Below are 26,912 nucleotides of genomic sequence, written 5' to 3'. Positions count from 1 at the left end.
CCAGTATATTTTGTAACATACTGGCATTGTATATAAGGATCTGTTTTATTTTAGTTACGGAATGATAATCCATCCCCCGCAACATCAACAATGATTGCTTTACTGCGATCTACTTCTTGTGCGAGTAACTTTTTCGACAGGTCATTGAGCAAATAACGCTGGATAGCTCTTTTTACGGGGCGTGCACCAAACTCCGGATCATAACCGGCTTGCGCTATAAAGTTTATGGCAGCATCTGTCAATTTCAATTCTACACCATTTCCCGCAAGCATCTTTTGAACGCCTTTAATCTGTAATAAAACAATTTCCCTGATCTCTTTCTCCGTTAGCGGTAAGAACATGATTGTTTCATCAATACGGTTCAGGAATTCCGGACGAATTGTTTTCTTCAACATGTTCATCACTTCTTTTTTGGTCTCTTCAACTACTTCTTCTTTGTTGGAGCTGTTGAGTTTTTCCATTTGACTCTGTATATAGGAGCTTCCCATGTTTGAAGTCATGATGATGATTGTGTTTTTGAAATTGACCACACGTCCTTTGTTGTCTGTCAATCGCCCATCATCCAATACCTGCAACAGGATATTGAATACATCCGGATGCGCCTTTTCTATTTCATCAAACAATACTACTGAATATGGTTTACGCCGGATGGCTTCTGTCAATTGTCCGCCTTCATCATATCCTACGTATCCCGGAGGAGCTCCGACCAAACGGGAAACACTGTGTTTCTCTTGGTATTCACTCATGTCAATACGTGTCATCATTGTTTCGTCATCGAACAGAAAATCAGCAAGTGCTTTTGCCAATTCTGTTTTACCTACACCAGTAGTTCCCAGGAAGATAAATGATCCAATCGGACGTTTCGGGTCTTGCAGTCCGGCACGACTACGGCGTACTGCATCGGCTACGGCAGCAATTGCTTCGTCCTGGCCGATAACCCGCTCATGAAGTTCTTCCTCAAGATGGAGCAGTTTGTCTTTCTCACTTTGTAACATTTTGCTGACGGGGATTCCTGTCCAGCGGGATACTACATCAGCAATGTCCTCAGCGTCTACCTCCTCTTTAATCATTGCAGAACCTCCCTGCATTTGTTTCAGTTCTTCTTGTGTATCTTTTATCTCCTGATCTAAAGCTTGTAACTTGCCATAACGTATTTCGGCTACTTTTCCGTAATCACCCTCACGTTCAGCTTTTTCAGCTTCAAATTTCAGATTTTCAATTTCCACTTTGTTTTGCTGAATCTTATCCATCAGTGATTTCTCACTTTGCCATTTCGCTTTGAATGATTTCTCCTGTTCCTTCAATTCGGCTATCTCTTTGCCTATTGTATCCAATTTAGGTTGATCCTTTTCACGCTTGATGGCTTCACGTTCAATCTCCAATTGTTTGATTTTACGTGAAATCTCATCCAGGTCTTCCGGAACAGAGTCTACTTCCATGCGTAGTTTGGCTGCTGCTTCATCCATCAGGTCGATAGCCTTATCCGGTAAAAAACGATCGGTGATATAGCGGCTACTCAATTCTACTGCAGCGATGATAGCATCATCTTTAATACGTACGTGATGGTGATTTTCGTAACGCTCTTTCAATCCACGGAGGATAGAAATAGTACTTAGGGTATCCGGTTCGTCCACTTGTACAATCTGGAAACGACGTTCTAATGCCTTATCCTTTTCAAAATATTTTTGATATTCATCAAGGGTGGTAGCACCGATAGCGCGCAGTTCTCCACGAGCCAATGCCGGTTTTAGAATATTGGCAGCGTCCATGGCACCTTCACCTTTTCCGGCACCCACCAGTGTATGTATTTCGTCAATGAACAGAATAATGTTCCCTTCGGATTTCATTACTTCATTGACCACCGATTTCAATCGTTCTTCAAATTCGCCTTTATATTTGGCGCCTGCTACCAATGCACCCATATCCAGAGAATATACTTGTTTGTCTCTCAGGTTTTCGGGTACGTCACCTCTCAATATACGATGTGCCAAACCTTCCACAATAGCTGTTTTACCGGTACCTGGTTCACCGATCAGGATAGGATTGTTTTTTGTACGGCGACTCAATATCTGTAGTACACGCCGTATCTCTTCATCCCGTCCGATTACCGGATCGAGTTTACCGCTACGTGCTGCTTCGTTTAAGTTAATAGCATATTTCTCGAGTGACTGATAAGTATCTTCGCTTGATTGTGAAGTTACTTTCTCTCCTTTGCGCAGTTCGCTGATAGCGCTGCGTAATTCTTTTTCCGCCATACCTGCGTCCTTGAGAATGGTAGAGGCAGTACTTTTTACAGTCAATAAAGCCAATAACAGATGTTCCAGTGAAACAAACTCGTCACCCATTTCTTTGGAATACTGGGTTGCTTTCTGAAGTACTTCATTTGACTCTCTGCTCAGATAGGGTTCTCCACCGGAAACCTTAGGTAATGAGTCAATTTGTTTATCAACAACCAGTGCAATCTGTTGTCCGTTTACTCCTAACTTCTGAAAAATGAAGTTGGTAACGTTCTCGCCTACCTTCATTACTCCCGTAAGTATATGGACTGGTTCGATGGCCTGTTGCCCTCGGGCTTTGACCAGATTGACGGCCTCCTGCACCGCTTCTTGTGACTTAATGGTAAAGTTGTTAAAGTTCATATCTTATGTCTCCTTTCTTATTTTCACGTTTCTAATAACACTGAAAGGGCGCAAAAGATTTGCCAATGCACATATTATGCCATTTTTTCAGTAATTTTAGATAATAGATTGACAAAATGTCCTGCCTTTATATCTATGTACAACGTTGTTTGCGAGGAAGTTTTCATCCTTTTTAATGTTTCATTTTGTTTCAACGTATTGAGAAAAGTGTTTCAACCTGTTGAGAGTCTTTTCTCAATACATTGAGAGTGTTGTTTCAATGTTTTCCCTAGTCCATTCCTGTTTGTGGTAAAATTTTAGAAGATTAATGCCGTCTGTATAAAAGCTTTATTGTATCTTTATCCGCTAATAAATAGACAAGAATAGATTTTTATGGATGAAAAGATAAAACTTCCTGAGATAGTGATGCTCGTTGATGCCGCATTTCTGAATTTTATAGTGTCAGATTTGAAGAGATATTTCGAGAATGTGTTAAATCGTCCGTTACAGGAAATTGATTTATCGTTGTTGACTACTTATTTGGCATTGGATGCCGGTATTGAAGAGGGAGATAATAAAGTGCAACTGTTATTTGTGTATGATCAGGACTCTTCTAATCTGGTTTTCTGTAATCCGTCAGATTTGAAAAAAGAGCTTGATGGGGTTGCCTTTTCAGATCAGTTTGGAGAGTTCTCTTTCGCAGGAGTACCCTGCGAAGGGATGGTGACTCGTGAAGAGCTGTTTCTTGATTTATTGCAGATAGTCCTTGACTCGGCAGATGTGAAAAAGCTGATTGTACTTTCTTTCAATGAAGAGTATGGTAATAAAGTGACTGCTGTTTTGAATAAAGTAAAAGAAAAAGAGATTATTCAGTTCCGGGTGGATGAATCGGAAGAGACTATAGAGTATCAGTGGGAGATGCTGGCATATCCACTGATGCAAGCATTGGGAATAAAAGGAGACGAATTATAGAAGTCTCTTTTTTCACCTGTCACTAATCGTTAATCACTACTTAATATGTCCGATTTTCGTTTGAAAGTATTTCAGAGTGTAGCGAAGAATCTCAGTTTCACTAAAGCCTCTCAGGAGCTTTTTGTAAGTCAACCTGCCATAACAAAACATATCCAGGAATTGGAAACTTGTTATCAGACGCGGCTTTTCGATCGGCAGGGGAATAAAATTTCTCTCACAGAAGCCGGGAAATTGCTTCTGGAACATAGCGAACGCATCCTTGATGCCTATAAGCGGTTGGAATATGAAATGCATCTTCTGCATGGTGATTATATAGGTGAATTAAAACTTGGAGCCAGTACTACCATTGCCCAATATGTACTTCCACCTTTACTTGGAAATTTTATTCGTAAATTTCCACAGGTAAATCTGTCTTTGCTGAATGGAAACTCTCGTGGAATAGAAGCTGCGTTGCAAGAACATCGGATTGACTTAGGTCTGGTTGAGGGCATCTTTCGTTTACCTAATCTGAAATATACGACTTTTTTAGAAGATGAATTGGTGGCTGTGGTGCATAACCAAAGTAAACTTTCGCTACCGGATGAAATAACTCCAGAAGATTTACCAGGTATTCCTCTTGTACTTCGCGAACGTGGTTCGGGTACGCTTGATGTCTTTGAACGTACTTTGTTACAGCATAATATCAAGCTGTCTTCTCTTAATGTCTTGATGTATTTAGGCAGTACCGAGAGCATTAAGTTATTTCTGGAGAATACGGATTGCATGGGTATTGTGTCTGTTCGCTCAATTTATAAGGAACTGGCTACCGGTACCTTCCGTGTCATAGAGATAAGAGGAATGCAGATGTTGCGTGAGTTTTGTTTCGTACATCAGCAAGGGCAGGAGGGAGGCTTATCGCAAGTATTTATGCAGTTTGCGATGCATCACAGCAAGAATTTGTAATCACTCCTTTGTACTTTGTTTTATATACACCCGGTGTGCTCCCCGGCCGGAAGTATCTATACCTGAATCTGGTAGTTTGGCCCATTGTTTCAGTTCATTGGTTGCCGTTGTGCGGAGCAGTCCCGTTAGTTTTTGGTACTCACGGACTGTTAAATACGGATGTTCGTCGAGGTATTTTATAGCCCGTTCCAGCCGTTGCTCCGGTGTATACTTTTCAGAAGAACGCCTGGACTTCCAGTTTGCCCTTTCCAAGTAACATCTTTCGTTGATATTCCTTATCATACTCCTGTCTACCCGGAAGTTTACCCCTCCCACAATGATACTTTGTGCATTGCGGTGCTTGCCCGTCTCACCGATTTCTTCCCTTTCTTTCCCTTCGCGTAAAGTCAGTGCCGGGGTGAATGTTCCTATTCCATCCAGTTTCACCGAGCATCCGTTCGCCATCAGTTTGGCCATTTCCAAGGCTGCCTGCTTCAGTATTCCTTCGATTTCTCCCGGTTTGAATCCACTGGTATCCGTTATTCTGCGTACCAGACCGTTGAAGTCTATTTGATCTATCATTGCAAACCGGGGGTAGAGTACCCGTTCGCCCGTCTTGTGTATATCGGGCATTTCTTCCATTATATACTGTGCCATATCTCTTTCCTTATATAATATCTTTTTAATACTTGTAGAACACAGGATAAAAACTTGCTTTCCTTCCTGAAAAAAGTTCTCTTTCTCTTTGAGGAAAAGAAGTTATTTAGGGAAGAAAAGAGAATTATTGTTTCATGTTTGTGAGGGAAGAGTTTATAGGTACTTATGGTGAACTTTTTCCATCAAAGAATAAAGCTTGAATGTATACTTCTTCTGGTATTTGAGATAAATCCCGGATGAATATTGAATTTACAAGAAAAGTGGTATATGTAATTTTTTTATTTAATAAGTTTTTATATTTTTGCAATGAGATTATAGCGATAGACTCAAAAATATTTATTAGGAAAAAAATTGTAAGAAGCGTCATGCTTCATTCTTGTTTCTGAAAACCTGAGAAATTTTAAGAGACTACAAGAATGACATAGTCGGTTCTCGCGCTGTATCAGCGTGGGTCTGCTGTCTATTCATTTGTAGTTTCGGGTTTTCTCAGGACTTTCAGAAACAAATGATAGCACGCAGTTCCACGCTTTTGGTACTATAAAAATTTGAAAAGATTGTTAGTCCCTCTTTTATATATAAGATTTATGGCTATTTGTTTGCTTATTCTTGGAATTTTAGTGAATATTTGCAGAGGATATTGCTATATGAGTAATTTACCTTTTTATGATAAAATTAATAATTAAACCTTTTGTAAAATACTATTTTAACATTTTTATTCCGTTGATGAGGGCTTGTTGTTATGCGAAGAATATATCTATTATTGTTTTTTTGTTTCTCGTTTTTTAAAGTGAATGGAAGTAACATTCATTATGGCTTGACCTTTTATTCTCATACTGTAAATCAAGATGTGAGAACGTCTTTGAATCTAACTCCGGATGATCCTTTTTCGTTTCAGGATGGTTTTTCATTAGAGCTTGATATTAAATTTAATCCAGGAGTACAGACTTATGGTTATATATGTAGGGTTACCTCTGGTACTAATAGTTTTGATATAATATCGAATATAAATGCTTCTAAGCTTAATTTTGTATTGATTGATGATGATAAAGCTTTAGCTAATGTTGATTTTAAAATATCGTTACCCAAGAGTCGGGAGGACTGGAGTAAGATGAAGATTAATTTCAAGCAAGGCAAAATTATTTGTTCTATTAATGATAATATCCAGACGATACCTTATTCTTTTAATAAATTAGACGATATCAGAATTAATTTTGGTAGAAATTGGACTAAAGTGTTTTACAGCTCAGATGTACCTCCTATTTCAATAAAAGATGTTGCTGTTCGGAATGATAAAGGGGATTTACTCTATTTCTGGAAATTAGATAAATATGCAGGTACAAAGGTGTATGATGATATCTGTAGTAAAGAAGCGATAGTAGAGAATGGAAGTTGGGATATTGATAAATATATAAAATGGCAAAAAGAAACATCTATTCCAGTGTCGGAGAGATATGCTCAGATAGCTTTTGATTCTATTCAGAATCGACTTTTTATTGCTACTTCTGATTCTATGGTTTTCTTTAATATGGATGATTTTCGTATTAAAAGAATTAAAACTCAAAAAGGTTCTCCTTTTGGAGCAGGGGGGAGTAGCCAGATGATATATGATTGTATAAACGATCGGTTGGTTTCTTACAGTTTGCTATATCCTGACTTTATTTTTTATGATTTTGCAAAGAATGAGTGGTCAGGAGATAAGTTAGATCAGAGGTTTGCACCGGCACACCACCATAATCGTTTTATTGATATGGAAAAAAGGCAGTTGGTTACGTTTGGAGGATATGGCTATCAGTCTTATAAAGCGTGGTTGTCTACACATCCGTTAGACAGTGGTGTTTGGGATATAAAGAATATGTCAAAGGATATCTCTCCGCGTTATTTGAGTGCTTTAGGTTATTTGGGTAAGGGGAAATTTTTACTTCTGGGAGGATATGGTAGTATATCCGGAAAACAGGAAGAATCTCCCAAGAACTTTTATGATCTGTATGAAATGGATTCCCGAAATCAAACTTGCAAAAAGTTGTTTGATTTGACTGTTCCGAGAGTACCGGTAACTTTTTCAAACTCAATGATAATTGATAAAGATAAAGCATATGCACTGGCTTATGATAATAATCGTTTTCATACTTTATTAAGCCTATGTGAAGTGAGTCTTACAGATGGTTCTGTTTCTATTATAGCCGATTCTATTCCATATAATTTTTTAGATATGGAATCGTTCTGTGATCTTATATTGGACAAGGAAAAATCTGTCTTATATGCAGTCTTAATGCAGAAAAATCAATCGGATAATTTTAATGTGGATATTTATTCTTTGTCATATCCTCCATTAAAGGTATCGGATGTTATTCAGAAGAGTGGATTGACAGAGAAAAAAAGTAATCAATTGATTTTTGTAATATGCCTTTTATTACTTATTGGTTTATTTTTTGTTGTTTTCTTTTGCGTAAGAAGAAAACGGCGGGAAACTCCTCCTGCAAAAAGTATCTCTTCCTTTTCCGGGAGTGCAGCAAAGACGCCTGTTGTTGAATTAAAAACTCCGGTTTCTACTGTAAAGCTTTTGGGAGGATTTCAGGTCTTTGATAAAGAAGGAGTAGATATTACTGATAATTTCACTCCTATCGTTAAACAGATTCTCTTATATCTTTTATTAAATACTGTAAAAGACGGAAAGAAGGTTACTTCGGAGAAATTGGATGAAACATTCTGGTTTGAAATGGATAAAGCCAGTGCATCGAATAACAGAAGTGTCAATGTGCGAAAGCTTAGATTATTGTTAGAGAAAGTTGGTGATATTAGTATTGTCAATAAGACATCTTATTGGTTTGTAGAGATGGGGGATAAAGTTGTCTGTGATTATAAAAACATCATGCTCTTACTGAAAAAGACTAAGGAAGAAAAGAGAGTTAGTGCGAATATATTGACTGCCATTTTAGATATTGCTCAGAATGGAACTCTTCTTCCTAATTTGAATGCGGAATGGGCAGATGGATACAAATCTGAGTATTCGACCCTTTTGATAGAAGTTCTTTTGAAATCTGTATTGCTGCCGGAGGTAGAATCAGATTTGAATTTGCAGGTGAAAATTGCTAATGTGATATTGCTTCATGATAATATAGATGAGGAAGCTGTGAGAATAAAATGTCGTGCATTGTTTTTGCTCGGACAGAAAGGTGCTTCTAAACAATGTTTTGATAAATTTGCGCAAGAACATTTACGTTTGCTTAATGCTTATCCTGAAATTAGTTACGACGAAGTTGTATCATAGTAGATAGTTACATTATCATTCTATTTTTAAGACTATATTTTAAAGTGTTTTAGTTCATTAATGATAAATTAAGATTCAATTAAGGTGTGTAAACTTGATTGAATCTTAATTTTTTTTTGGTCTTAATACTCATGTTATCAGTGGGTTATATTTTTATTTTTAATAAATTACTTCAGTTAAGGTCTGATTAATCTTTTATTAGGTTCATACACATACATTTGCTTAAGTTTTTAGTACTTGATCTGTGTTCTATAGATTTTGGTACTCTGTTGAAGACAAAGGAAAGCAAATTATTAATTAAAGAATTATCTTAAATCATTGAACCCATGAAAAGCCGTATTCCTTTTCTATATGTTACATTATTATTTGTTTCATGTTCTGGTAACAAACAAATATCTTCTGAGTTTAATCGATATGTAGACCCTTTTATAGGTACTACTTATACAGGGCATACCTTTCCGGGGGCGACTTATCCTTTGGGGATGGTACAACCTGGTCCTCAGACCGGGTGTATTGGTTGGGATTATTGTGCCGGATATCGTTATGAGGATACCATAATATCAGGATTCTCTCAAAATCGGTTGAATGGTACAGGAGTACCGGATATGGGTGATATACTGATTATGCCATTTTCAGGGAAGGATACAAAGAATTTTCAAAGTACGTATCGGAAGGATTCAGAAGTGGCTAATCCTGGTTACTATTCTGTGGAGCTAGTTGATAATTCGGTGAAAGTAGAGTTAACGGCTACTTCGCATGTTGCTATGCATCGGTATCAGTTTGAAAAAGAGAATCCTGCAATATACATTAACTTTCAGAATGGAATGGTTGGGAGTGAAAATAGTTATGATAACAGAGTACTTGATGCCGACATACAAAAAGAGGATATGTATACTATAACTGGTTATCAGCGAGTGAAGGCCTGGGTTGAACGTGATCTCTTTTATGTAATAAAGTTAGATAAACCAATTGTAGCATTTGAAGATGCTGAGGATGGACGTGAAGATAAGGCTCCTCGTAAGATAATTCGTTTAGCTGATGAAAGAGAGGTACAGATAAAAGTTGCTTTTTCAATGGTTAGCATTGAGGGAGCTAAAAAGAATCTGAATTTGGAATTGGAACATTGGGATTTTGATACAGTTCGAAAAGAGGCTGAAAATAAATGGGAGAATTATTTGTCACGGATTGAAATTGAAGGTACTGATGAACAGAAAATAAATTTTTATACGGCTTTGTATCATTTACTGATACAACCTAATAACGTAGCCGATGTAAACGGACAATATAAAAATGCGAAAGATTCGGTTTCGCTTTCTCCTTTTGGAATATATTATTCTACTTTTTCCTTGTGGGATACTTATCGGGCGGCTCATCCTCTATATACCATTCTTACTCCGGAGTTACTTCCCGATATGGTAAATTCTATGTTACTGCACGCCGAATGCCAAGGGTATTTACCGATTTGGACGTTATGGGGAAAAGAGACGCATTGTATGATTGGTAATCATGCAGTTCCGGTTATTGTAGAAGCCTGTTTGAAAAACTTTCCAGGAATTGATGTGGAACAGGCTTATCATTTGATCAAGAAATCTTTGACAGTTTCTCATTTTAAATATGATGTAGAGGCCTATGACCGATATGGATATTTTCCTTTTGACATTGTAGAAGAAGAATCTGTCTCTCGTACGTTGGAGGGGGCTTATGATGATTATTGTGCAGCACAGTTGGCCAAGAAATTGGGTAAAGGTGATGATTATGATTTTTTCATGAAACGTTCGGCGAGTTATAAAAAGCTATTTGATAATGAAACGGGACTGATGCGTGGAAAAGATTCCAACGGCAAATGGCGTACACCATTCAGTGCTTTTCATTTATCTCATGCCGGGACTGCCGGTGGTGATTATACTGAAGGGAATGCTTGGCAATATACATGGCATGTACAACAAGACATAGCAGGGTTGACAGAGTTAATGGGGGGCACAGATAAGATGATAATGAAGCTGGATTCACTTTTTGTTATTGAACAATCTACTGATCAGACTGGATTTGTTGGAGATGTAACAGGCCTGATAGGTCAATATGCTCATGGAAACGAACCGAGTCATCATGTAATATATATGTATACTTTACTTGGGAAAAATGATCGTACAGCTGAATTAGTCCGTGAAGTATTCGATCGCTTCTATTTACCAAAACCTGATGGGCTATGTGGAAATGATGATTGTGGGCAGATGTCAGCCTGGTATATATTCAGTGCATTAGGATTTTATCCTGTGAATCCGGTTAGTCTTGAATATGTAATGGGTGCCCCTCAGATTCCTCGGGCACAAATAAAATTGAAGAATGGAAAAGTATTCACAATGATAGCACATGATTTGTCTAAAGAGAATAAATATGTGAAATCGGTTCAGTTGAATGGAAGGCAAATCAGAGATTATAAAATCTCATATGATGATATTATGCAGGGTGGAACGTTGGAGTTTTTAATGACCAACGAACGTTGATCGGTTATAATCTGAACATTAAAGTACTTTGATATAAATGTAGTAATAGAGCTTATGTTAAACATTAAAATTTGAAATTTATGAAAAACTTATTTTACTCTATGGTATTGGCATTGTGCTGGCAGTCTAATTTATCAGCCCAAGAAACTTTTTATGTAAGTTCGAGTGGAAGTGATGATAATCCTGGAACTAAAGAGCAACCCTGGTATTCACTAAATGCTGATAATTGGACTGATGGATGTACAATTATTGTATTGGATGAAATCTATTTGGACCCGGTAATTGACGTAAGTAAGGAGGCTACTATCAAAGAAGTTACAATAAAAGGGGGTACTCCTGAAGCTGCAATAATGGGGGTGAATGACGATGAGTTTAATGATGGAGAAATGAATGTTTCAAGTTTCTTTGATTTGAAAAGAGTGAAGTTGAACTTGGAAGATATTACGCTGAAAAATTTACATCGGGATGGGGGAACCGGATCTGGTGGTATGATATACGTAGATCCGTATTCGGAGTTGAATCTTAATAATGTTGTTGTAAGAAACGGAGTGGTTACTACTGGAGTAAACTGCCGTGGAGGCGCTATTTGCAGTGAAGGTAAACTGGTTGTAAAAAATACAATTTTTGAAGGATGTAAAGCTTATCAAGGCGGTGCCGTTTGTCTGAGAGAATCTGAGAATCCTATTTATGCCCGATTTGAAGATTGTATATTCAGAAATAATGAAACGGGAGACGGTGTGGCTGAAAATGGTAGTGGAGCTGCCGGAGGTGCTTTATACATAGAAGGTATGGAGATGGATATTACTTTTGATAAGTGTTATTTTGATTCTAACGTGGCTACTAATACAGCCAGAAATGCTACAGGAGGTGGCATACGTTTATTCCTTAATGAGGAATGTGATGCGAATGTAACATTTATGAATTGTACGGTATCAAACAATAAGTCTGTGGGTGCCAGTGGATTCATGCACTGGGCAAGATGCGAACAAGGAAATGTAAACTTGAAGTTTGTTAATAATGTATTTTACAAAAATCGTACGGAAGGCCCACAAGCGAATCTTATTACTTCTCAGAAACCAGCGCCTACTGTAGGGATGTCGGGAAGTTTTGTTTTTGTAAACAATACGTCCATGATGAACAATACTGGTGTTGACGGATTAGTTCAGACAGACCAGAATGCCATAAATTTCAGTGACTTTGGTGGTGATTTCGATTTGGTTTTTGTAAATAATATTATGTTGGATTGTATGATAGAACCTATTGATAAAGGTGACGGAACAATGGTTGACCAGTTAGGTTGGGGATGGTCAATCCGGGAAAAAGATGCCAGATCGACAGGTGAATATATTATTAAGAATAATTTGATTGATGGTGTAGGTGGAGCGTATGATGCGACTTGGGGTGCCGGATTTTTATATCATTTTAATAATGAAGATATTGCTACGGCAAATAACAATAAAAGTGTTCGTGGCAAGTCTACTGACCAGAAACTGAAACAAGTGGGAATTAATCGTAAGTTAACCGAACCGACAGAAGGTATTCCTTATATCGAGATCAATGATCCTGAAGGATATGCTATTGATAATGGAGTTTCTTCGTTGATATATAAAGGAGAAGAATTGATTCCGCAAACTGATATAAGAGGTGTTGCTAAAACTGGTAATTCCAGAGACTTAGGTGCTTTCGAGTATAATGGAGTTGTTTCTTCCGTCAATGAATTTAAAGTGGATTCTCAGATTTGTGTTTATTTGAATCATCTTACAGGTATTTTGTATTTTTCTGAAGAAGTTGCATCGGTTCAAATATATACATCTTTTGGTATGCCGTGTATTCCTGTTGCTGTGAACGTTACATCTGTTAATATACGGAATCTGGAAAAGGGTATTTACATCGTGCGGATAGTAGATAAAAATGGAAAAGTATATTCTGAAAAGATCTTGAAATAAGAATAAAACACAGAAAGGTGCTTTGAAAAGGTTTATGCACCTTTCTGTGAATTATATAAAATGATTATTGAATACTAAATCCTGTAACTATGGATAGATTCTTGGAAAAGAAAAGAGCTTTTTCTTTATTTATTGTATTTTCGATAGCAATATTTTCTGTTTATTCTCAACAAGAAGAAACATGGAGAGATTATAGCTCTATCATAAAAAAATGTATTTACAATGATTACAAAGGGATGTTCAGAGAAGAGGGAATGGCTTTGAAATATCCTTTTATTACTCCGGGAAGCAGTCAATACTCCGATGTTTTATGGGATTGGGATTCTTGGCTGACTAATATAGCACTACGTCAGATATTGTTGGATATAGGTAATGATAAAGCTTCGAAAGAGGCCATAGAATATGAGCAAGGTTGTATCTTGAATTTTTTGGAATTTGGAGGAATGGATGGTTGGATACCTATAAATATAAAGCGGGAATCTGTGAGAGCCGAAATACAACCTAAAGAAATTTATAAAACGAATATGCATAAGCCGTGTTTGGCTCAACATGCTGCATTTTTAACAAAACTCAATGGTGGTGATGCCGAATGGCTTAGAGCTAAATTTTATTATCTTCAGACTTTTGTGAATAATTATATTAACCATCACCGAGATCGGGCTACCGGATTATATTATTGGCAAAATGATGTAGCTATCGGAGTAGATAATGATCCGTGTACCTATTATCGTCCGGCAAGAAGCTCCGGATCTATTTTTTTAAATTGTTTGATGTATAAGGAATTGAAAGCTGTAGCTTATTTGTGCGAAAGGTTGGGGCTGTCTGAGATCGCACCTCAATATCAAAAGAATGCATCAGATTTGCGAGAAGCTATTCAAAAGCATTGTTGGGATGAAAGAGACGGTTTCTTCTATAGTGTAGATTTGAATTTATTGCCTGTAAGGGGGGCGGAGGCATTTGAGAGACATAGTGGCATGCCTCGTGATTGGGATTGTCTGATCATGAGAATTGGTGTTTGGTCAGGTTTTTTGGCCATGTGGGCAGATATTGCAACACCGGAACAATCGGAAAGAATCGTTCGGGAACATTTAAAAAATACAGAAACCTTTAATGCTCCGTATGGCATCAGAACTCTTTCTAAAATGGAGAAGATGTATAATTTGAAAGCTACTGGTAATCCGTCATCTTGGTTAGGGCCCGTGTGGGGGATTTCGAATTATATGGTTTGGAAAGGGCTGGTGAAATATAGGTATGAAGAGGAGGCGTACGAATTGGCCGAGAAAACTATAAAGTTATTTGGACGTGATTTTAAACGTTTCGGGGCTTTACACGAGTATTATCAGCCTGAAAATGGGGAGCCTATACTAAATCCTGGATTTCAGAATTGGAATTATCTGGTTATGAATATGTTGGCATGGCTGGAGAATAGGCCATTGGTTGATGAATTTTAAAAAGTAAAAATCGAGTAAATAAAGAATCAATAAAATACTTATGAAACATAAAATGAAATCTTTCGGTTTACTATTCTTTTTGGGAATGATCTCTTGTACGAGCAATGCGGGAGAAGTAAATGGGGATCTACGGACTGTTCTTGATGCTCAAATCAATAATTCTGTGATTGATATTCCCAAAGGAACCTACATCCTTGATTTGAAAGATGGAAAACAACCTTACTTATTTAGTTATAAAAAAAATGTTCAGGTCAAGGGAAATGGTTCGACAATTATTTGTAATTATCAGAAGCAAGCATTTAGTTTTGAGCATTGTGAAGATATGGTTTTTTCCGATTTGACAATAGAGTATGATCCGCCGTGCTCTACACAAGGTACAATTACACAAATGTCGGCCGATGCAAAGACACTTCAAGTGGAAATACATGAAGGGTATCCGATGCTGAATCCGGAAACAGTACAGAATAGAGTACATTTTTTTGATAAAGATACCCGAGAGTTGATCTGGAATCTCTATACCAATGAAATTAAAGATCCGATTGTTTATTTAGAAGGTCGTAAAGTACAGGTAAATTTGACAATGCCTAAGGTAGGAACTTATGAGGTCGGCGATTTTGTTGTATTCAATAATATTCCTACTACTTATGTCGGTCATTGTATCATTATGAATTATTGTAAAAATATGACAATGTCCGGTATAACCATTTATGATTCTCCTGCTTTTCATTTTGCCGAACATTATTGTGAAAATACGCATTATTATCGTTGTGTTATCGATCGGAAAGTGGATGATCCCAAATATCCTCAAGATAGGTTACGTCCTGGTATTGCCGATGGAATTCATAGTAGACATGCGACAATAGGACCTACTATAGAGGAATGTGTTATTCAGTATACAAATGACGATCCGATAGCCATTAACGGGAATTTCTATCCGGTATATAAGGTAGATAAAGAATATAAACAATTGTATGTTTTGGCAAGGGAGTATAATCTTGCAGATGTAACTATCAAGAAAGATGAAAATGTTGTTGTTGTTTCGAATGATGGGGTATGTCGTGGAGAAGCCAGACCTATACGCGTGACGTTGTCAACCGATCCTACCGCCGAGGATATAAAGAAATGTTTGTCCTATTTTAAAGATATTAAAGATACTCGGTATATAAGAACTGTGATGGTTCGTTTTTCAGCGGAAGATTGGGATAAAGTTAGTAATGTCACTCCTGGTGATGTGATTTATTCAACTGACAGAATCGGAGCGGGGTTCCGAGTTATCAATAATAAAATTGGCCATGTTCCGGGGAGAGGAATATTGGTAAAATCATCTGATGGAAAAATACAAAATAATGAAATAACATATACTGGTGCCGGTGCAATAATTATTGCTCCTGAATTTAATTGGATGGAGGCAGGACTATCGAGAAATCTGGAAATAAGTGGTAATCACATAGAAACGTGTATGTTCCGCCAAAATTTGAAGCGTTCTCAGGCAGCTGCTATTTCCGTAGTATTGGAAGCTTCGAATGGTGATTTGGCACCTGCGGGTGGTTTTAAGAATATCATTATTCATCGTAATACGATAAAGAATTGTCCAAAACCGTGTGTGTTTCTGAATGCGATAGATGGTGGCTATTTTTACAAGAATACGATTGAGCCTGCAACTTGGATACGAGATCATGGACAGAATTTTTTAATTCGGAATGATATGGAGTATGTAACGAAGTATGTGAAAAATATTGTTACGGATAAAGATCCTGTGGGGACAGGGTTGAGTCAAATAAAAAACGATGGGGAGAAATTGATTCGTGTAGACAATAATGGATATGTAAGCTTAAATGGATATCAAGAAAAACAGGTGAAAATGAGAGTTTTTGATGTTTATGGACAGTTAATTCTTGAAGATTCTTTTTCTGGATATTCTTCGGTTACTTTACATCGGCTTAAACAGGGGATTTATATTATTAATCTTATTTGTAATGATGAGAGTTTTTCTAAAAAGTACTCTGTTTTCTGATATTACAGAGGATACTTTTATGCAGTAATTCCTGTGTTTTGAAAATATTTAATATTATGAAAAAGTTTTTTGTAAATCTTCTGGTGATTTTTCTTCTTTCTATCACTTCATTCGGTACTTTGTATGCAAAGACTATTTTGCCTGGACTTATAGGTAATGATATGGTCTTGAAACAGAAATCAAAAGTTGCATTTTGGGGTTGGGACAAGCCAGGGACGGATATATCCGTAGAGACAAGTTGGAACAATAGGAAGTATGTGGCAAAAACCGGATTGGATGGTAAATGGAATATGTATATTTCTACCCCTGAAGCTGGAGGACCTTATCATATATTGATCAATGGAACGGACCGGATAGAACTGAATAATGTTTTAATAGGTGAAGTTTGGTTTACCAGTGGGCAATCTAATATGGGATGGTCAATCATAGAAGAAAAGGAGGCTGAAAGCATATTGAAAAATGCCGACCATGCCAATATTCGTTTGTTTCATGTTCCGCGTCATGTCTCAGACCGGAAGGAATCTGTTTTTGGTAAGAATGCTGTTTGGAAAGAATGTAATGCTGAGACTGTTCGACATTTCTCGGCTATGAGTTACCATTTTGCCGTTTTCTTACAAGAACAGTTAAATGTTCCGATTGGAATTATTTCTGCCTCTTGGGCAGGAACAGGTATTGAATCATGGCTTTCTTATGATTTACAGGCCTCTGACGATAATTTGAGAAAAGCGACAGACAGATGGTGGAAATGGAAGAAGGATTTTCCGCATGATAGCATTGCATACGCAGAGAAATTGGCTTTGCAGGAAGAAAATTTGGCAAAAGGTACTGCCCGGAAGATTGTCAAAAAACCGAAAAGTGTTCATATGCTGGAACGACCGCATTGTAAGCCCGGTTCCCTTTATAACGGAATGGTTCATCCTTGCATGCCCTATACCATATCCGGGCTGATCTGGTATCAAGGAGAAAATAGTGTGGAATGGGCCGATGAATATGAATATCAATTGCAGAGTATGATTGATAGTTGGAGAGCCGGTTTCCATTTGGATTTTCCTGTTCTTGTCGGGCAACTGACCAATTTTAACTATCCGTCTGCCGAACGGGCAGCGATTTTGAGAGATGCACAGTTAAAGGCACGTGAGAAAAAAGATACTTATGTCATCTGTACGATTGATATTGGAAATGCGGATGATGTACATCCGGATGATAAATTGCCTTTCGGACAACGATTTGCTGATATGGCATTGAGTAAGATATATGGGAGAAAAAAAATTGCAGATTATCCGGTGGCGGAGAAAGCAGTGGCTAAAGGAGATAAAATAGTAGTGAGCTTTAATCTTGTGAAAGAATTGCGCATAAAAGGAGGGGAACTAAATGATATTTGGGTGACTGATGCTACCGGAGAAAAGCGAAAAGTGAAAGCTTTTACTAAAAGAAATAAATTAATAATAGGTTGTGAAAATATTCAGAATCCGGTAAAGGTGAGTTATGCTGTAGAAAATAACGTGAACGCAAATCTATATAATAAAAATGGCTTACCGGCATTTCCTTTTACCCTGCCGGTGAGAATGTCTGAAAAATAAATGGAAAACTAATATTATGATGATATGAGAAAGTGTGTATTGATTACTTTTTTATCGTTTATTCTGTGCGGAGTGGAAGTTTGTGCGAAATCAATGGATTTTATAACTATAGAAACGGCCGGATTGAATATGTTTTTTACTCTTTCGGAAAATAAGAAGGTCTCTTTTCTGTATTTTGGAGATAGATTGGTTTCCGATAGCCGGACTACTGTTTTAAATAAGGAATACAAGCTCAGGCGTGATGGTCGTCCGCTTATACCGGAGATTTTTCCTACTTCCGGAGACTTTTTGGATCCTGCTTTACAGTTGACACACGCTGATGGAGTATTTACAACCGATTTATATTATGTGGAGCATAATACGATAAACGTGGATGATAATGTGTCCGAAACGATCATTCGGCTTAAAGATAAATTATATCCTCTTTTTGTCAATGTTGTATTTAAGGCATATAAAAAGGAAAATATTATCGCTCAATACATAGAATTGGAAAATGGGGAAAATGATATTGTTAAGATTGAGAAAATAGCTTCGGCTTATCTTCCCTTACACCGTAAGTCTTATTATCTCACTCATTTTTATGGAGGATGGGGTGCTGAGATGAAAATGAAAGAAGAACGGTTGACACCGGGAACAAAGAGCATAGAAGCACGGACCGGGATTTTGACAACGGAGTCGGTGAATTCTTCCTTTATGCTTTCAGCAGATGCTCCGGCACAAGAGGGAACAGGTGAGATATATGCCGGATCATTAGCCTGGTCGGGGAATTATAAAATGACTTTCGAACTTGACAAATATGGTATGTTGCATATGGTAGGGGGGATTAATCCATATGCTTCGATGCTCCTGATAGAACCGGGAAAGAAAATTAAAATGCCGGAAATGATTTGGACTTATAGCTCTTGCGGTCGTGGGCAGATTTCAAGAAATTATCATGACTGGTGTCGTCAGTACGCATTGGCGCATGGGAATGAGATACGTCCAGTTGTCTTGAACAGTTGGGAAGGCACTTATTTTAAGTTTGATGAGAAAAAGGTGAAAAGGATGATTGATGCCGCTGCTGATTTTGGTATTGAAATGTTTGTTCTTGATGATGGTTGGTTTGGTAATAAATATCCTCGCGATGATGATCGGTGTGGATTGGGAGATTGGCAGGTGAATAAGAAAAAACTTCCCGGAGGGATCGGTCATTTAGCCGATTATGCACATAAGAAAGGTGTAAAGTTCGGGATTTGGGTAGAGTTGGAAATGGTGAATCCTAAAAGTGAATTAGCCGAAAAACATCCGGAATGGATCGTTAGAAGCGGTAATCGGGAGCTTTTATTAGTCAGAAGCCAATGTGTATTGGATTTGACGAATCCGGAGGTACAGGATTTTATCGTCGAAACATTTGATGATATAGTAAGTAGTTCGCCTAATATTTCATACATCAAATGGGATTCGAACCGTTTTATCAATCGTGCCGGTTCGGAATATCTTCCGGCTGACAAGCAGTCTCATTTTTGGGTGGATTACATCAATGGTTTATATTCTGTTTATGACAGAGTACGTAAAAAATATCCGCATATCACTATTCAACTCTGTTCATCGGGTGGAGGACGCTTGGATTTTGGTGCCTTAAAGTATCATGATGAAGTTTGGGCCAGTGATAATACGAATCCGCTGAGCCGGATATTTATTCAATACGGTACTAATATGTTTTTTCCGGCTATCGCTACGGGTGCTCATGTTTCGATCAGTCCTAATCATCAAACAAAAATGCATGCATCGCTGAAGTATCGGTTTGATGTGGCTATGGCCGGACGTCTGGGCATGGAACTGCAACCTGAAGATTTGCAGGGCGATGAACGTGTTTTTGCTAAAAACGCGATAGAGACCTATAAACAGATTCGTCCGATAGTGCAGCTCGGTGACTTATACCGGCTTGTTTCGCCTTATGATGAGGGCGGATGGGCGGCATCCATGTATGTTGATAAAGATAAAAAAAATGCAGTTGTGTTTGCTTATAGTTTCGAATTTCACGGTAGAGATTGTTTCTTGGAATTTAAATTGGATGGCTTGGACGAAAAAAAGAAGTATAAACTGACAGAACTGAACAGAATGGGCAAGAAAAGTTCCTTTTGGGGAAATGACAAGATCTTTACAGGCGAAGAATTGATGAAGATGGGGATAAATGTAAATGATAGTGCCATGTTTGATAGCTTTGTTTTTATGATTACAGAAGTTAATTGATAATGTTAAAGAATCGGATTATGATAAGAAAATTTGTAGTGATTATTCTTGGATTATTGGGCATTGCTGATTTATCCGCGATGATTAAGGTATCCGGTGTTTTTGCCGATAATATGGTTATTCAGAGGGATGCTCCTGTCAAAGTATGGGGATGGGGAGACAAAGGAGAACTGGTAACTGTGATATTTAATGGGCAAAACCAGAGAACCCGTACAAATAATGACGGTTATTGGGAACTTCAACTGAAAGAAATGCCTTTTGGCGGACCTTACGAGATGATTGTTTCAGGTAAAAGCAATAAGATTAAAATCAAAAATATTCTGATAGGAGACGTGTGGGTTTGTAGTGGACAGTCGAATATGGAATTCCAGGTAAAGTTGTCCGCAAATGCTCCAAAAGAGATTGAAGCGGCCAATTATCCGATGATTCGCTCTCTGAATGTTTCGCGGACTGTGAACGCATCGCCTCAAGAAGATATGGCAGGTGAGTGGGAAATCTGTTCTCCTTCTACTGTTGGCAATTTTACGGCTGTAGGATACTATTATGCGCGTGAGCTTTACAGACAATTGAATATTCCGATTGGAATTATACATTCGTCTTGGGGAGCTACCGGAGTAAGGACATGGACAAGCAGAAAAGCATTTGATATGCTTCCACCGGCAATGTCGGCCGATTATAATCAATTGGCATTAAATGATTTCGGAAAATTCCAAAGAGAGAATTCCGATAATAAGAAACGATTTGAAAAAGCACTGGCTAATGATATCGGTATGGCCGAGAAATGGTATGATCCGGAGACGGACATATCCTTGTGGAAAGAGGTAAATCTTCCCAGAGCGTGGATGGGAACAGAGCTGGGAACTTCGTTAGGAAATGTGTGGTATTGTAAGAAAATAAACCTTTCGGAAAAGGTGGTTGGAGAGTCGGGTACCATATCGTTGGGAGTTATTGACGACGGTGATATTGTCTGGATAAACGGTGTGAAAATTGGAGAAGGATACGGTTATGATAAACGGCGTATTTATGATATACCCGAAGGGCTTTTGAAAGCAGGGGAGAATACGGTAACGGTTCGGGTTAATAATTCCTCTTATACGGGAGGCTTTATCTCCGAACCGGAGAACTATTATCTTGAAACAAAGGGGAAGAATAAATTTCATTTTCCTTTATCGGAAAAGTGGAAATATAAAAAGTCTGCTGTCAGCATGGATTATGGTTATGTGGAAATAGGGCCGAATATTGCGCCTTCGCTATTGTATAATGCGATGATTCATCCGTTGATAAAGTTTCGTATAAAGGGGGTGATCTGGTATCAGGGCGAACACGATACGGTTCGGGCTTATGCATACAGAACCATGTTTCCGAATCTGATAAATGACTGGCGTCGGCAATGGGGATACGAGTTTCCGTTTTATTGGGTATCGTTAGCGAATATAAATTCGGAAGATATCTTACCTAAGGATAGCCCATGGGCTGAATTACGCGAAGCGCAAACAATGACGCTAACTTTGCCGCAAACAGGACAGGCTGTTATTTATGATATCGGTGAAGCATATAATATACATCCGGTGAATAAACAGGAAGTGGGCAGACGGCTTGCGTTGGTGGCAATGAATAAAACATACGGTCAAACAGACACGGTATGTGAGGGACCTGTATATCAATCGTTTCGGAAGGAAAAGGATACAATTATTGTATCTTTTGATAACGCGGAAAAAGGATTGTGTACTAAAAACAATAAATACGGATATGTCACAGGTTTTTCTATTGCCGGTAAAGACCGGAAATTTGAGTGGGCGAAAGCTTATATCCAAGGAGATAAGGTAGTGGTGTTTTCAGATAAGGTAAAAGATCCTGTTGCTATCCGTTATGCTTGGTCTAATAATCCGGGAGCCAATTTATATAATAAAGAAGGATTGTTGACAGTGCCTTTCCGCACTGATTCATGGGAGGAATGTACAAAAAATAAATAGTAATCTTAAAAACAAGATCAATGAAAAAGGTTATATTAAGTCTGCTATGTTTAATATGGGGAATGCAAGTGAACGCTGCCGATATGTCCATCTTGGATTTTGGCGCAAAACAGAATTCCCGGGATAATTCGGCAGCTATACAGGCTGCTATAGATAAATGCGCATTGAGTGGAGGAGGAACGGTGTATGTTCCTGCGGGAACTTATCTAACCACAACGATATTCCTTAAGAGTAATGTTCATTTATTCCTGCATAATGGAGCTGTATTACAGGGAGTAACTGATCCTAAAGCTTACAAAGGACGCGCTATTGTTGTCGGAGAAAATATCAAAAATACTTCTATTCAGGGAGAAGGATGTATTGATGGACAAGGTAATCATAAAAACTTCCAGTTTGGTGATGATAAAGGTCGTCGCCCTCATGTTGTATTGTTCGAGAATTGTTCCAATGTCAAGGTAAAGGATGTATTTCTTTATAATTCTGCATCGTGGACATTACGTTGTGCCAATAACGATGGGGTAATTGTGAACAATATAAGGATCTATTCTCATGGTAATCATAATTGTGACGGAATTGATATTAACAGTAGGAATGTCGTCATATCTGATTGTATCGTAGACTGTGATGATGATGGCATTTGTTTTAAAACGGATATTCCCGGATTTGATGTGGAACATGTGACAGTGTCTAATTGTGTTATCGCTTCCAATTGCAATGGTATTAAATTCGGTACCGGATCTTTTGGTACTTTTCGGAATATAAGTATCAGTAACTGTGTTATAAAGAAAGCCTCTGAAAACAATGTTCGTAACTGGCGAAAGATGTTAAGGGGTATTTCTGCAGATACAACAGTTATTTCCGGTATAGCACTTGAGGTTGTTGACGGTGGGACAATGGACCGGGTGGTTATCAATAATATTTCGATGCAGGATGTACAGACTCCCCTGTTTATCCGTTTGGGAAACCGTAGGGGAAAAGGAGTACTAAAGAATATTATCGTTTCAAATATCGTGGCTGAGAATCAAAGTTTAATAACTTCATCGATAACGGGAATCCCCGGTAGTTATGTTGAAAATGTTACTCTCAGAGATATTATGTTTAGCTATACAGGAGGGGCGGATGAAAACGATGCTTCTATTGTTGTTCCGGAAAAGATAAATGAGTATCCCGAAAATAGAATGTTCGGTCCGGTACTGCCGGCTTACGGTCTGTATATTCGGCATGTAAAGAATCTGACGATGGAAAACATACAATGTCGTTTACGGAAACCGGATTATAGACCCGTATTTATTTTCGATGATGTGCATAATGTAAGTCTGAATAATTTTCAGGTCGATCTTCCTCAGGGAGAGGCCCCTATAGTATATTTGAATGAGTCTTCGGATGTTGTGTTTTCCGGGTTTCGTACATCGGAAGAAGCTCCTTTATTTTTAAAGATCGATGGTGAAAAAAGTAGACGTATCGATGTTAGATCCGTCAATTTTGATAGAGTCCGGAAAGAGACAGAATGTGGGGAAACAGTAAAAGAAGGAACAATTTACAGGTTAAATTCTATATTATAATAAAATGGAAAAACACACGAAAAACGGTATTAAATGTTGGAATTTAGGATTCTTTCAACAGAGATTCCTATATCTATGTTTGGTATTTCTGCTCGTCTCAATGACATCTGTATGGGCTGGGAATACGATTGAGACTACTTTTGCAAACGTAAAGACATTGAAAGGTACAGTAGTAGACTCAAAGGGAGAGCCTCTTATCGGAGCTACTGTATTGGTTCAAGGTACAACATTGGGAACGATTACGGATGTAGAAGGAAAATTCTCTGTTCAGGCTTCGGTAGGTGCTACTCTTGAATTTTCATATTTAGGTTATAGTACGGTAATTTATAAAGTAAAAACCTTGGGTGATATTTTTATTACTATGACTGAAGATGTCCATATGGTAGAAGAGGTCGTAGTAGTAGGTTATGGAGTACAGAAGAAAGAGACTGTTACGGGAGCAATATCTTCTGTGAATACGAAGGCATTGGTACAGTCGTCTCAGGCTAATATCAGTAATGCTCTTGTCGGGCGTTTACCTGGTTTGACAGCTGTTCAGAAATCGGGTGAGCCAGGTAATGACCAATCTATTATCCGAATCCGGGGGATTGGTTCTTTTGCAGGTTCCTATGATAGTGATTTACAGAATCCTTTGGTGATGGTGGATGGAATAGAAGTGGCAAACTATAATAATATCGATCCGAATGAAATTGAAAATGTCGCTATTTTGAAGGATGCTTCGGCTACGGCGGTATATGGGGTACGCGGTGCTAATGGAGTGATACTGATAACCACCAAACGAGGAATGGTAGAGAAACCTAAATTGAGTGTATCGACCAGTTATGCCATAAATTCATTTACGAATTTACGCGAGCCGATGGATGCATATAATTGGGCTGTTCAACTAAATGAAACACGGAAATATGATGGTTATTTGACTGGAAACTACGATCCGGTATTTACGGATGAGGAGATTCGGAAGTTTAAAGATAATTCCGATCCTGTATTTTATCCGAATACGAATTGGGTGGATATGCTGTTTAAAGAAACAAGTCTTCAAACTCAGCATAATATTAACTTAAGAGGAGGTACGGAAAGAGTGAAGTATTTTGCTTCATTAGGTGTTTTTACACAAGGTGGTATGTATAATAATACAGATTTGGTACCTGATTATGATGCGCAAGTACGTTATAAAAGATATAATTTTCGTACGAATTTTGATTTTAAGGTAACAAAACGACTCGATGTAACGCTGAATGTATCTGATCAGCTGGAATTTGTCAATCGCCCTAATGAGGATACCGGAGTTGTTCTTTCGTATGCTTTTGCACATCCGCCTACATCGGGGCCGGGAGTAGTGGATGGTAAAGTGATTGAAAACTTGGATGGTCGGTATAATTATTCCAGAAATCCTGTAACGCGAATAATGATCAATAGCGGGGCATTAAAGAACTATTCCAATCAGTTGAATGTTTCGGTGAAACCAACTTACGATCTTGGTTTTTTACTTAAAGGTCTGAGTGTTCACGCTATGATTTCATATCAACAATGGAATTGGCACAGTACCCGCTATTACAAAGAGGTTCAAACTTATAAAGCTGTGAAAAAACCGGACGGTTCACCGAGTTTCCTTCCTCAAGGGACTCCGTCGCCTTATGGGCTTACTGAATCTCTTAGTCAAAGAGGAAGGACTTATTTTGAAACCGGAGTGAATTATTCGGGAGAATTTGGTGATCATAAGGTAAGTGCTTTGATGTTGTATAATCAAACAAAAGATAATAATCCCAATTTATTATATAAGATTCCGAGTGCTTATACCGGTTTGGTAGGTCGTATTACTTATTCTTATAAAAACAGGTATCTTGCTGAATTTAATGCCGGGTATAATGGTACTGAGAATTTTGCAAAAGGACATCGGTTCGGGTTCTTTCCTGCATATTCTTTAGGATGGGTATTGAGCGAAGAAAGTTTCTTCCCGGAAAATAAGATTGTGACTTATGTTAAAATCAGAGGTTCCTATGGTGAGGTTGGAAATGATAAGATTGGAGGCCAACGCTTCCTCTATTTGCCTACTGCTTACACTTATAACAGTTCGGATAATAATTCGAATGCTACGGCAAGCAATAATGCTTATCATTTTGGAACAATCGGTCTCGATTATAAAAAATGGGATCTGACAGCATCGGAAGGAAAATTAGGGAATCCTGATTTAACATGGGAACGTGCGAAGAAAATGAATATCGGAGTAGACCTTTATTTTTGGGAAGGGAGAATTAAATTTACGGGAGATTATTTTAGAGAATTGAGAGATAATATCCTGGCGAATAGAGGTAGTGTACCTGTCATTGTCGGAGCTGATTTACCTGCTTATAATTTGGGTAAAATGAAGAATTATGGTTTTGACGGTGAAATATCTTATAATGACCGTATCGGTGATTTTAATTATTGGATAAAAGGGCTGTTTACTTTTGCCCGTAATGAGATATTGAAAATGGATGAGGTTGACAGGGCTTATCCGTATATGCAGCGGACAGGGAAACCGTTTGAACAGTATTTCGGACTTATTGCTGAAGGATTTTATAATACTTGGGAGGAGGTAAATGATCCGAATCGTCCGGTATCTATCTGGAATAACAATAAGTTGCAACCGGGTGATGTCAAATATAAGGATGTGAATGGGGATGGTATCATTAATAATAATGATATGGTTCCTATTGGCTATAGCCCTTTCCCTGAGATCTCATACGGATTTTCATTGGGAGGAAGTTATAAGAACTTTGATTTTTCCGTTTTATTTCAAGGAGCGGCAAACTCATCGAAAAAGGCTTCAAAGAAATTCTATCAAGGCTGGCAACAAGATGGATCGGCCTTGGATTTCTTGAAAGATTGGAGTTGGACTCAAGAAAAATATGAAAGAGGCGAGAATATAACATTTCCACATGTTTCGGCTAACAGGTCACAGGAACATAATTATCAGAATTCGACTTTATGGATACGTGATTCAAAATATCTGCGTTTGAAAAATGTGGAATTGGGATATACATTTACCAATTCGATATTGAAAAAAGTACATATTGAGTCGGCGCGTATATATGTGAATGGAACGAATCTGCTTACTTGGAGCGGGTTGTGGAAAGGTGAAGATCCGGAAGTTCCTTCTTATAACGATAATAATTATGAACCGTATCCTATAGTAAGAACGGTTAATATGGGACTTAACATTAATTTCTAATAC

Annotated in this window: 14 protein-coding genes; 12 read left to right on the top strand and 2 right to left on the bottom strand. The window is 38.0% G+C overall.

Features of this window, described 5'->3' with window-relative positions:
• Positions 1–50 precede the first annotated feature (50 nt).
• Positions 51–2,639 carry an ATP-dependent chaperone ClpB gene (gene clpB, locus ACESQI_RS06825; protein ID WP_373125601.1) on the bottom strand — a complete coding sequence of 863 codons (2,589 nt, stop codon included), beginning with the start codon at positions 2,637–2,639 and terminating at the stop codon, positions 51–53.
• A 372-nt stretch (positions 2,640–3,011) separates the two neighbouring features.
• On the opposite strand from clpB, the gene ACESQI_RS06820 reads away from it, so the two are divergent.
• Together ACESQI_RS06820 and ACESQI_RS06815 are read left to right on the top strand one after the other, a co-directional pair.
• On the top strand, positions 3,012–3,590 hold the full coding sequence (locus ACESQI_RS06820) for a DUF6621 family protein (protein ID WP_320935748.1): 579 nt from the start codon (positions 3,012–3,014) through the stop codon (positions 3,588–3,590).
• Between the two features lie 45 nt (positions 3,591–3,635).
• Entirely contained in the window at positions 3,636–4,532 is an 897-nt protein-coding gene (locus tag ACESQI_RS06815) for a LysR family transcriptional regulator (RefSeq protein ID WP_195661030.1), read from the top strand.
• Here the strand turns inward: ACESQI_RS06815 and ACESQI_RS06810 are convergent, their stop codons facing one another.
• On the bottom strand, positions 4,533–5,168 hold the full coding sequence (locus tag ACESQI_RS06810; protein WP_007484630.1) for an HU family DNA-binding protein: 636 nt from the start codon (positions 5,166–5,168) through the stop codon (positions 4,533–4,535).
• 847 nt (positions 5,169–6,015) lie between these two features.
• On the opposite strand from ACESQI_RS06810, the gene ACESQI_RS06805 reads away from it, so the two are divergent.
• The 10 genes from ACESQI_RS06805 to ACESQI_RS06760 all read left to right on the top strand — a co-directional run bounded on the left by ACESQI_RS06805 (position 6,016) and on the right by ACESQI_RS06760 (position 26,909).
• A complete protein-coding gene (locus tag ACESQI_RS06805; protein ID WP_234130340.1) occupies positions 6,016–8,436 on the top strand; it encodes a hypothetical protein in 2,421 nt (806 codons plus the stop codon).
• A gap of 326 nt (positions 8,437–8,762) precedes the next feature.
• On the top strand, positions 8,763–10,940 hold the full coding sequence (locus tag ACESQI_RS06800; RefSeq protein WP_373125600.1) for a GH92 family glycosyl hydrolase: 2,178 nt from the start codon (positions 8,763–8,765) through the stop codon (positions 10,938–10,940).
• A gap of 80 nt (positions 10,941–11,020) precedes the next feature.
• Positions 11,021–12,886, top strand: a complete 1,866-nt coding sequence (locus tag ACESQI_RS06795; RefSeq protein ID WP_373125599.1) for a T9SS type A sorting domain-containing protein — start codon at positions 11,021–11,023, stop codon at positions 12,884–12,886.
• A gap of 89 nt (positions 12,887–12,975) precedes the next feature.
• Complete coding sequence (locus ACESQI_RS06790) at positions 12,976–14,337, top strand: trehalase family glycosidase (protein ID WP_373125598.1); 1,362 nt, start codon at positions 12,976–12,978, stop codon at positions 14,335–14,337.
• A gap of 40 nt (positions 14,338–14,377) precedes the next feature.
• On the top strand, positions 14,378–16,351 hold the full coding sequence (locus tag ACESQI_RS06785) for a T9SS type A sorting domain-containing protein (RefSeq protein WP_234130344.1): 1,974 nt from the start codon (positions 14,378–14,380) through the stop codon (positions 16,349–16,351).
• 56 nt (positions 16,352–16,407) lie between these two features.
• Positions 16,408–17,931 carry a sialate O-acetylesterase gene (locus tag ACESQI_RS06780; protein ID WP_195661026.1) on the top strand — a complete coding sequence of 508 codons (1,524 nt, stop codon included), beginning with the start codon at positions 16,408–16,410 and terminating at the stop codon, positions 17,929–17,931.
• Between the two features lie 24 nt (positions 17,932–17,955).
• A complete protein-coding gene (locus ACESQI_RS06775; RefSeq protein ID WP_234130345.1) occupies positions 17,956–20,163 on the top strand; it encodes an alpha-galactosidase in 2,208 nt (735 codons plus the stop codon).
• 20 nt (positions 20,164–20,183) lie between these two features.
• Positions 20,184–22,136 carry a sialate O-acetylesterase gene (locus ACESQI_RS06770; RefSeq protein WP_278511882.1) on the top strand — a complete coding sequence of 651 codons (1,953 nt, stop codon included), beginning with the start codon at positions 20,184–20,186 and terminating at the stop codon, positions 22,134–22,136.
• A gap of 20 nt (positions 22,137–22,156) precedes the next feature.
• A complete protein-coding gene (locus tag ACESQI_RS06765) occupies positions 22,157–23,698 on the top strand; it encodes a glycoside hydrolase family 28 protein (protein WP_234130347.1) in 1,542 nt (513 codons plus the stop codon).
• Positions 23,699–23,702: 4 nt separating this feature from the next.
• Positions 23,703–26,909: a TonB-dependent receptor gene (locus ACESQI_RS06760; RefSeq protein ID WP_320908339.1), complete on the top strand. Its 3,207-nt coding sequence runs from the start codon at positions 23,703–23,705 to the stop codon at positions 26,907–26,909.
• The last annotated feature ends 3 nt before the right edge of the window (positions 26,910–26,912 follow it).

It is taken from the genome of Bacteroides sp. HPS0048, assembly GCF_964240755.1.
Taxonomy (GTDB): Bacteria; Bacteroidota; Bacteroidia; order Bacteroidales; family Bacteroidaceae; genus Bacteroides; species Bacteroides nordii.
This window is presented reverse-complemented; position numbering and strand designations above follow the sequence as displayed.

Bases quoted from the DNA above. Each gene is read 5' to 3' on its own strand.
- clpB (WP_373125601.1), bottom strand. From the start codon at position 2,639: ATGAACTTTAACAACTTTACCATTAAGTCACAAGAAGCGGTGCAGGAG.
- ACESQI_RS06820 (WP_320935748.1), top strand. From the start codon at position 3,012: ATGGATGAAAAGATAAAACTTCCTGAGATAGTGATGCTCGTTGATGCC.
- ACESQI_RS06815 (WP_195661030.1), top strand. From the start codon at position 3,636: ATGTCCGATTTTCGTTTGAAAGTATTTCAGAGTGTAGCGAAGAATCTC.
- ACESQI_RS06810 (WP_007484630.1), bottom strand. From the start codon at position 5,168: ATGGCACAGTATATAATGGAAGAAATGCCCGATATACACAAGACGGGC.
- ACESQI_RS06800 (WP_373125600.1), top strand. From the start codon at position 8,763: ATGAAAAGCCGTATTCCTTTTCTATATGTTACATTATTATTTGTTTCA.
- ACESQI_RS06795 (WP_373125599.1), top strand. From the start codon at position 11,021: ATGAAAAACTTATTTTACTCTATGGTATTGGCATTGTGCTGGCAGTCT.
- ACESQI_RS06790 (WP_373125598.1), top strand. From the start codon at position 12,976: ATGGATAGATTCTTGGAAAAGAAAAGAGCTTTTTCTTTATTTATTGTA.
- ACESQI_RS06785 (WP_234130344.1), top strand. From the start codon at position 14,378: ATGAAACATAAAATGAAATCTTTCGGTTTACTATTCTTTTTGGGAATG.
- ACESQI_RS06780 (WP_195661026.1), top strand. From the start codon at position 16,408: ATGAAAAAGTTTTTTGTAAATCTTCTGGTGATTTTTCTTCTTTCTATC.
- ACESQI_RS06775 (WP_234130345.1), top strand. From the start codon at position 17,956: ATGAGAAAGTGTGTATTGATTACTTTTTTATCGTTTATTCTGTGCGGA.
- ACESQI_RS06770 (WP_278511882.1), top strand. From the start codon at position 20,184: ATGATAAGAAAATTTGTAGTGATTATTCTTGGATTATTGGGCATTGCT.
- ACESQI_RS06765 (WP_234130347.1), top strand. From the start codon at position 22,157: ATGAAAAAGGTTATATTAAGTCTGCTATGTTTAATATGGGGAATGCAA.
- ACESQI_RS06760 (WP_320908339.1), top strand. From the start codon at position 23,703: ATGGAAAAACACACGAAAAACGGTATTAAATGTTGGAATTTAGGATTC.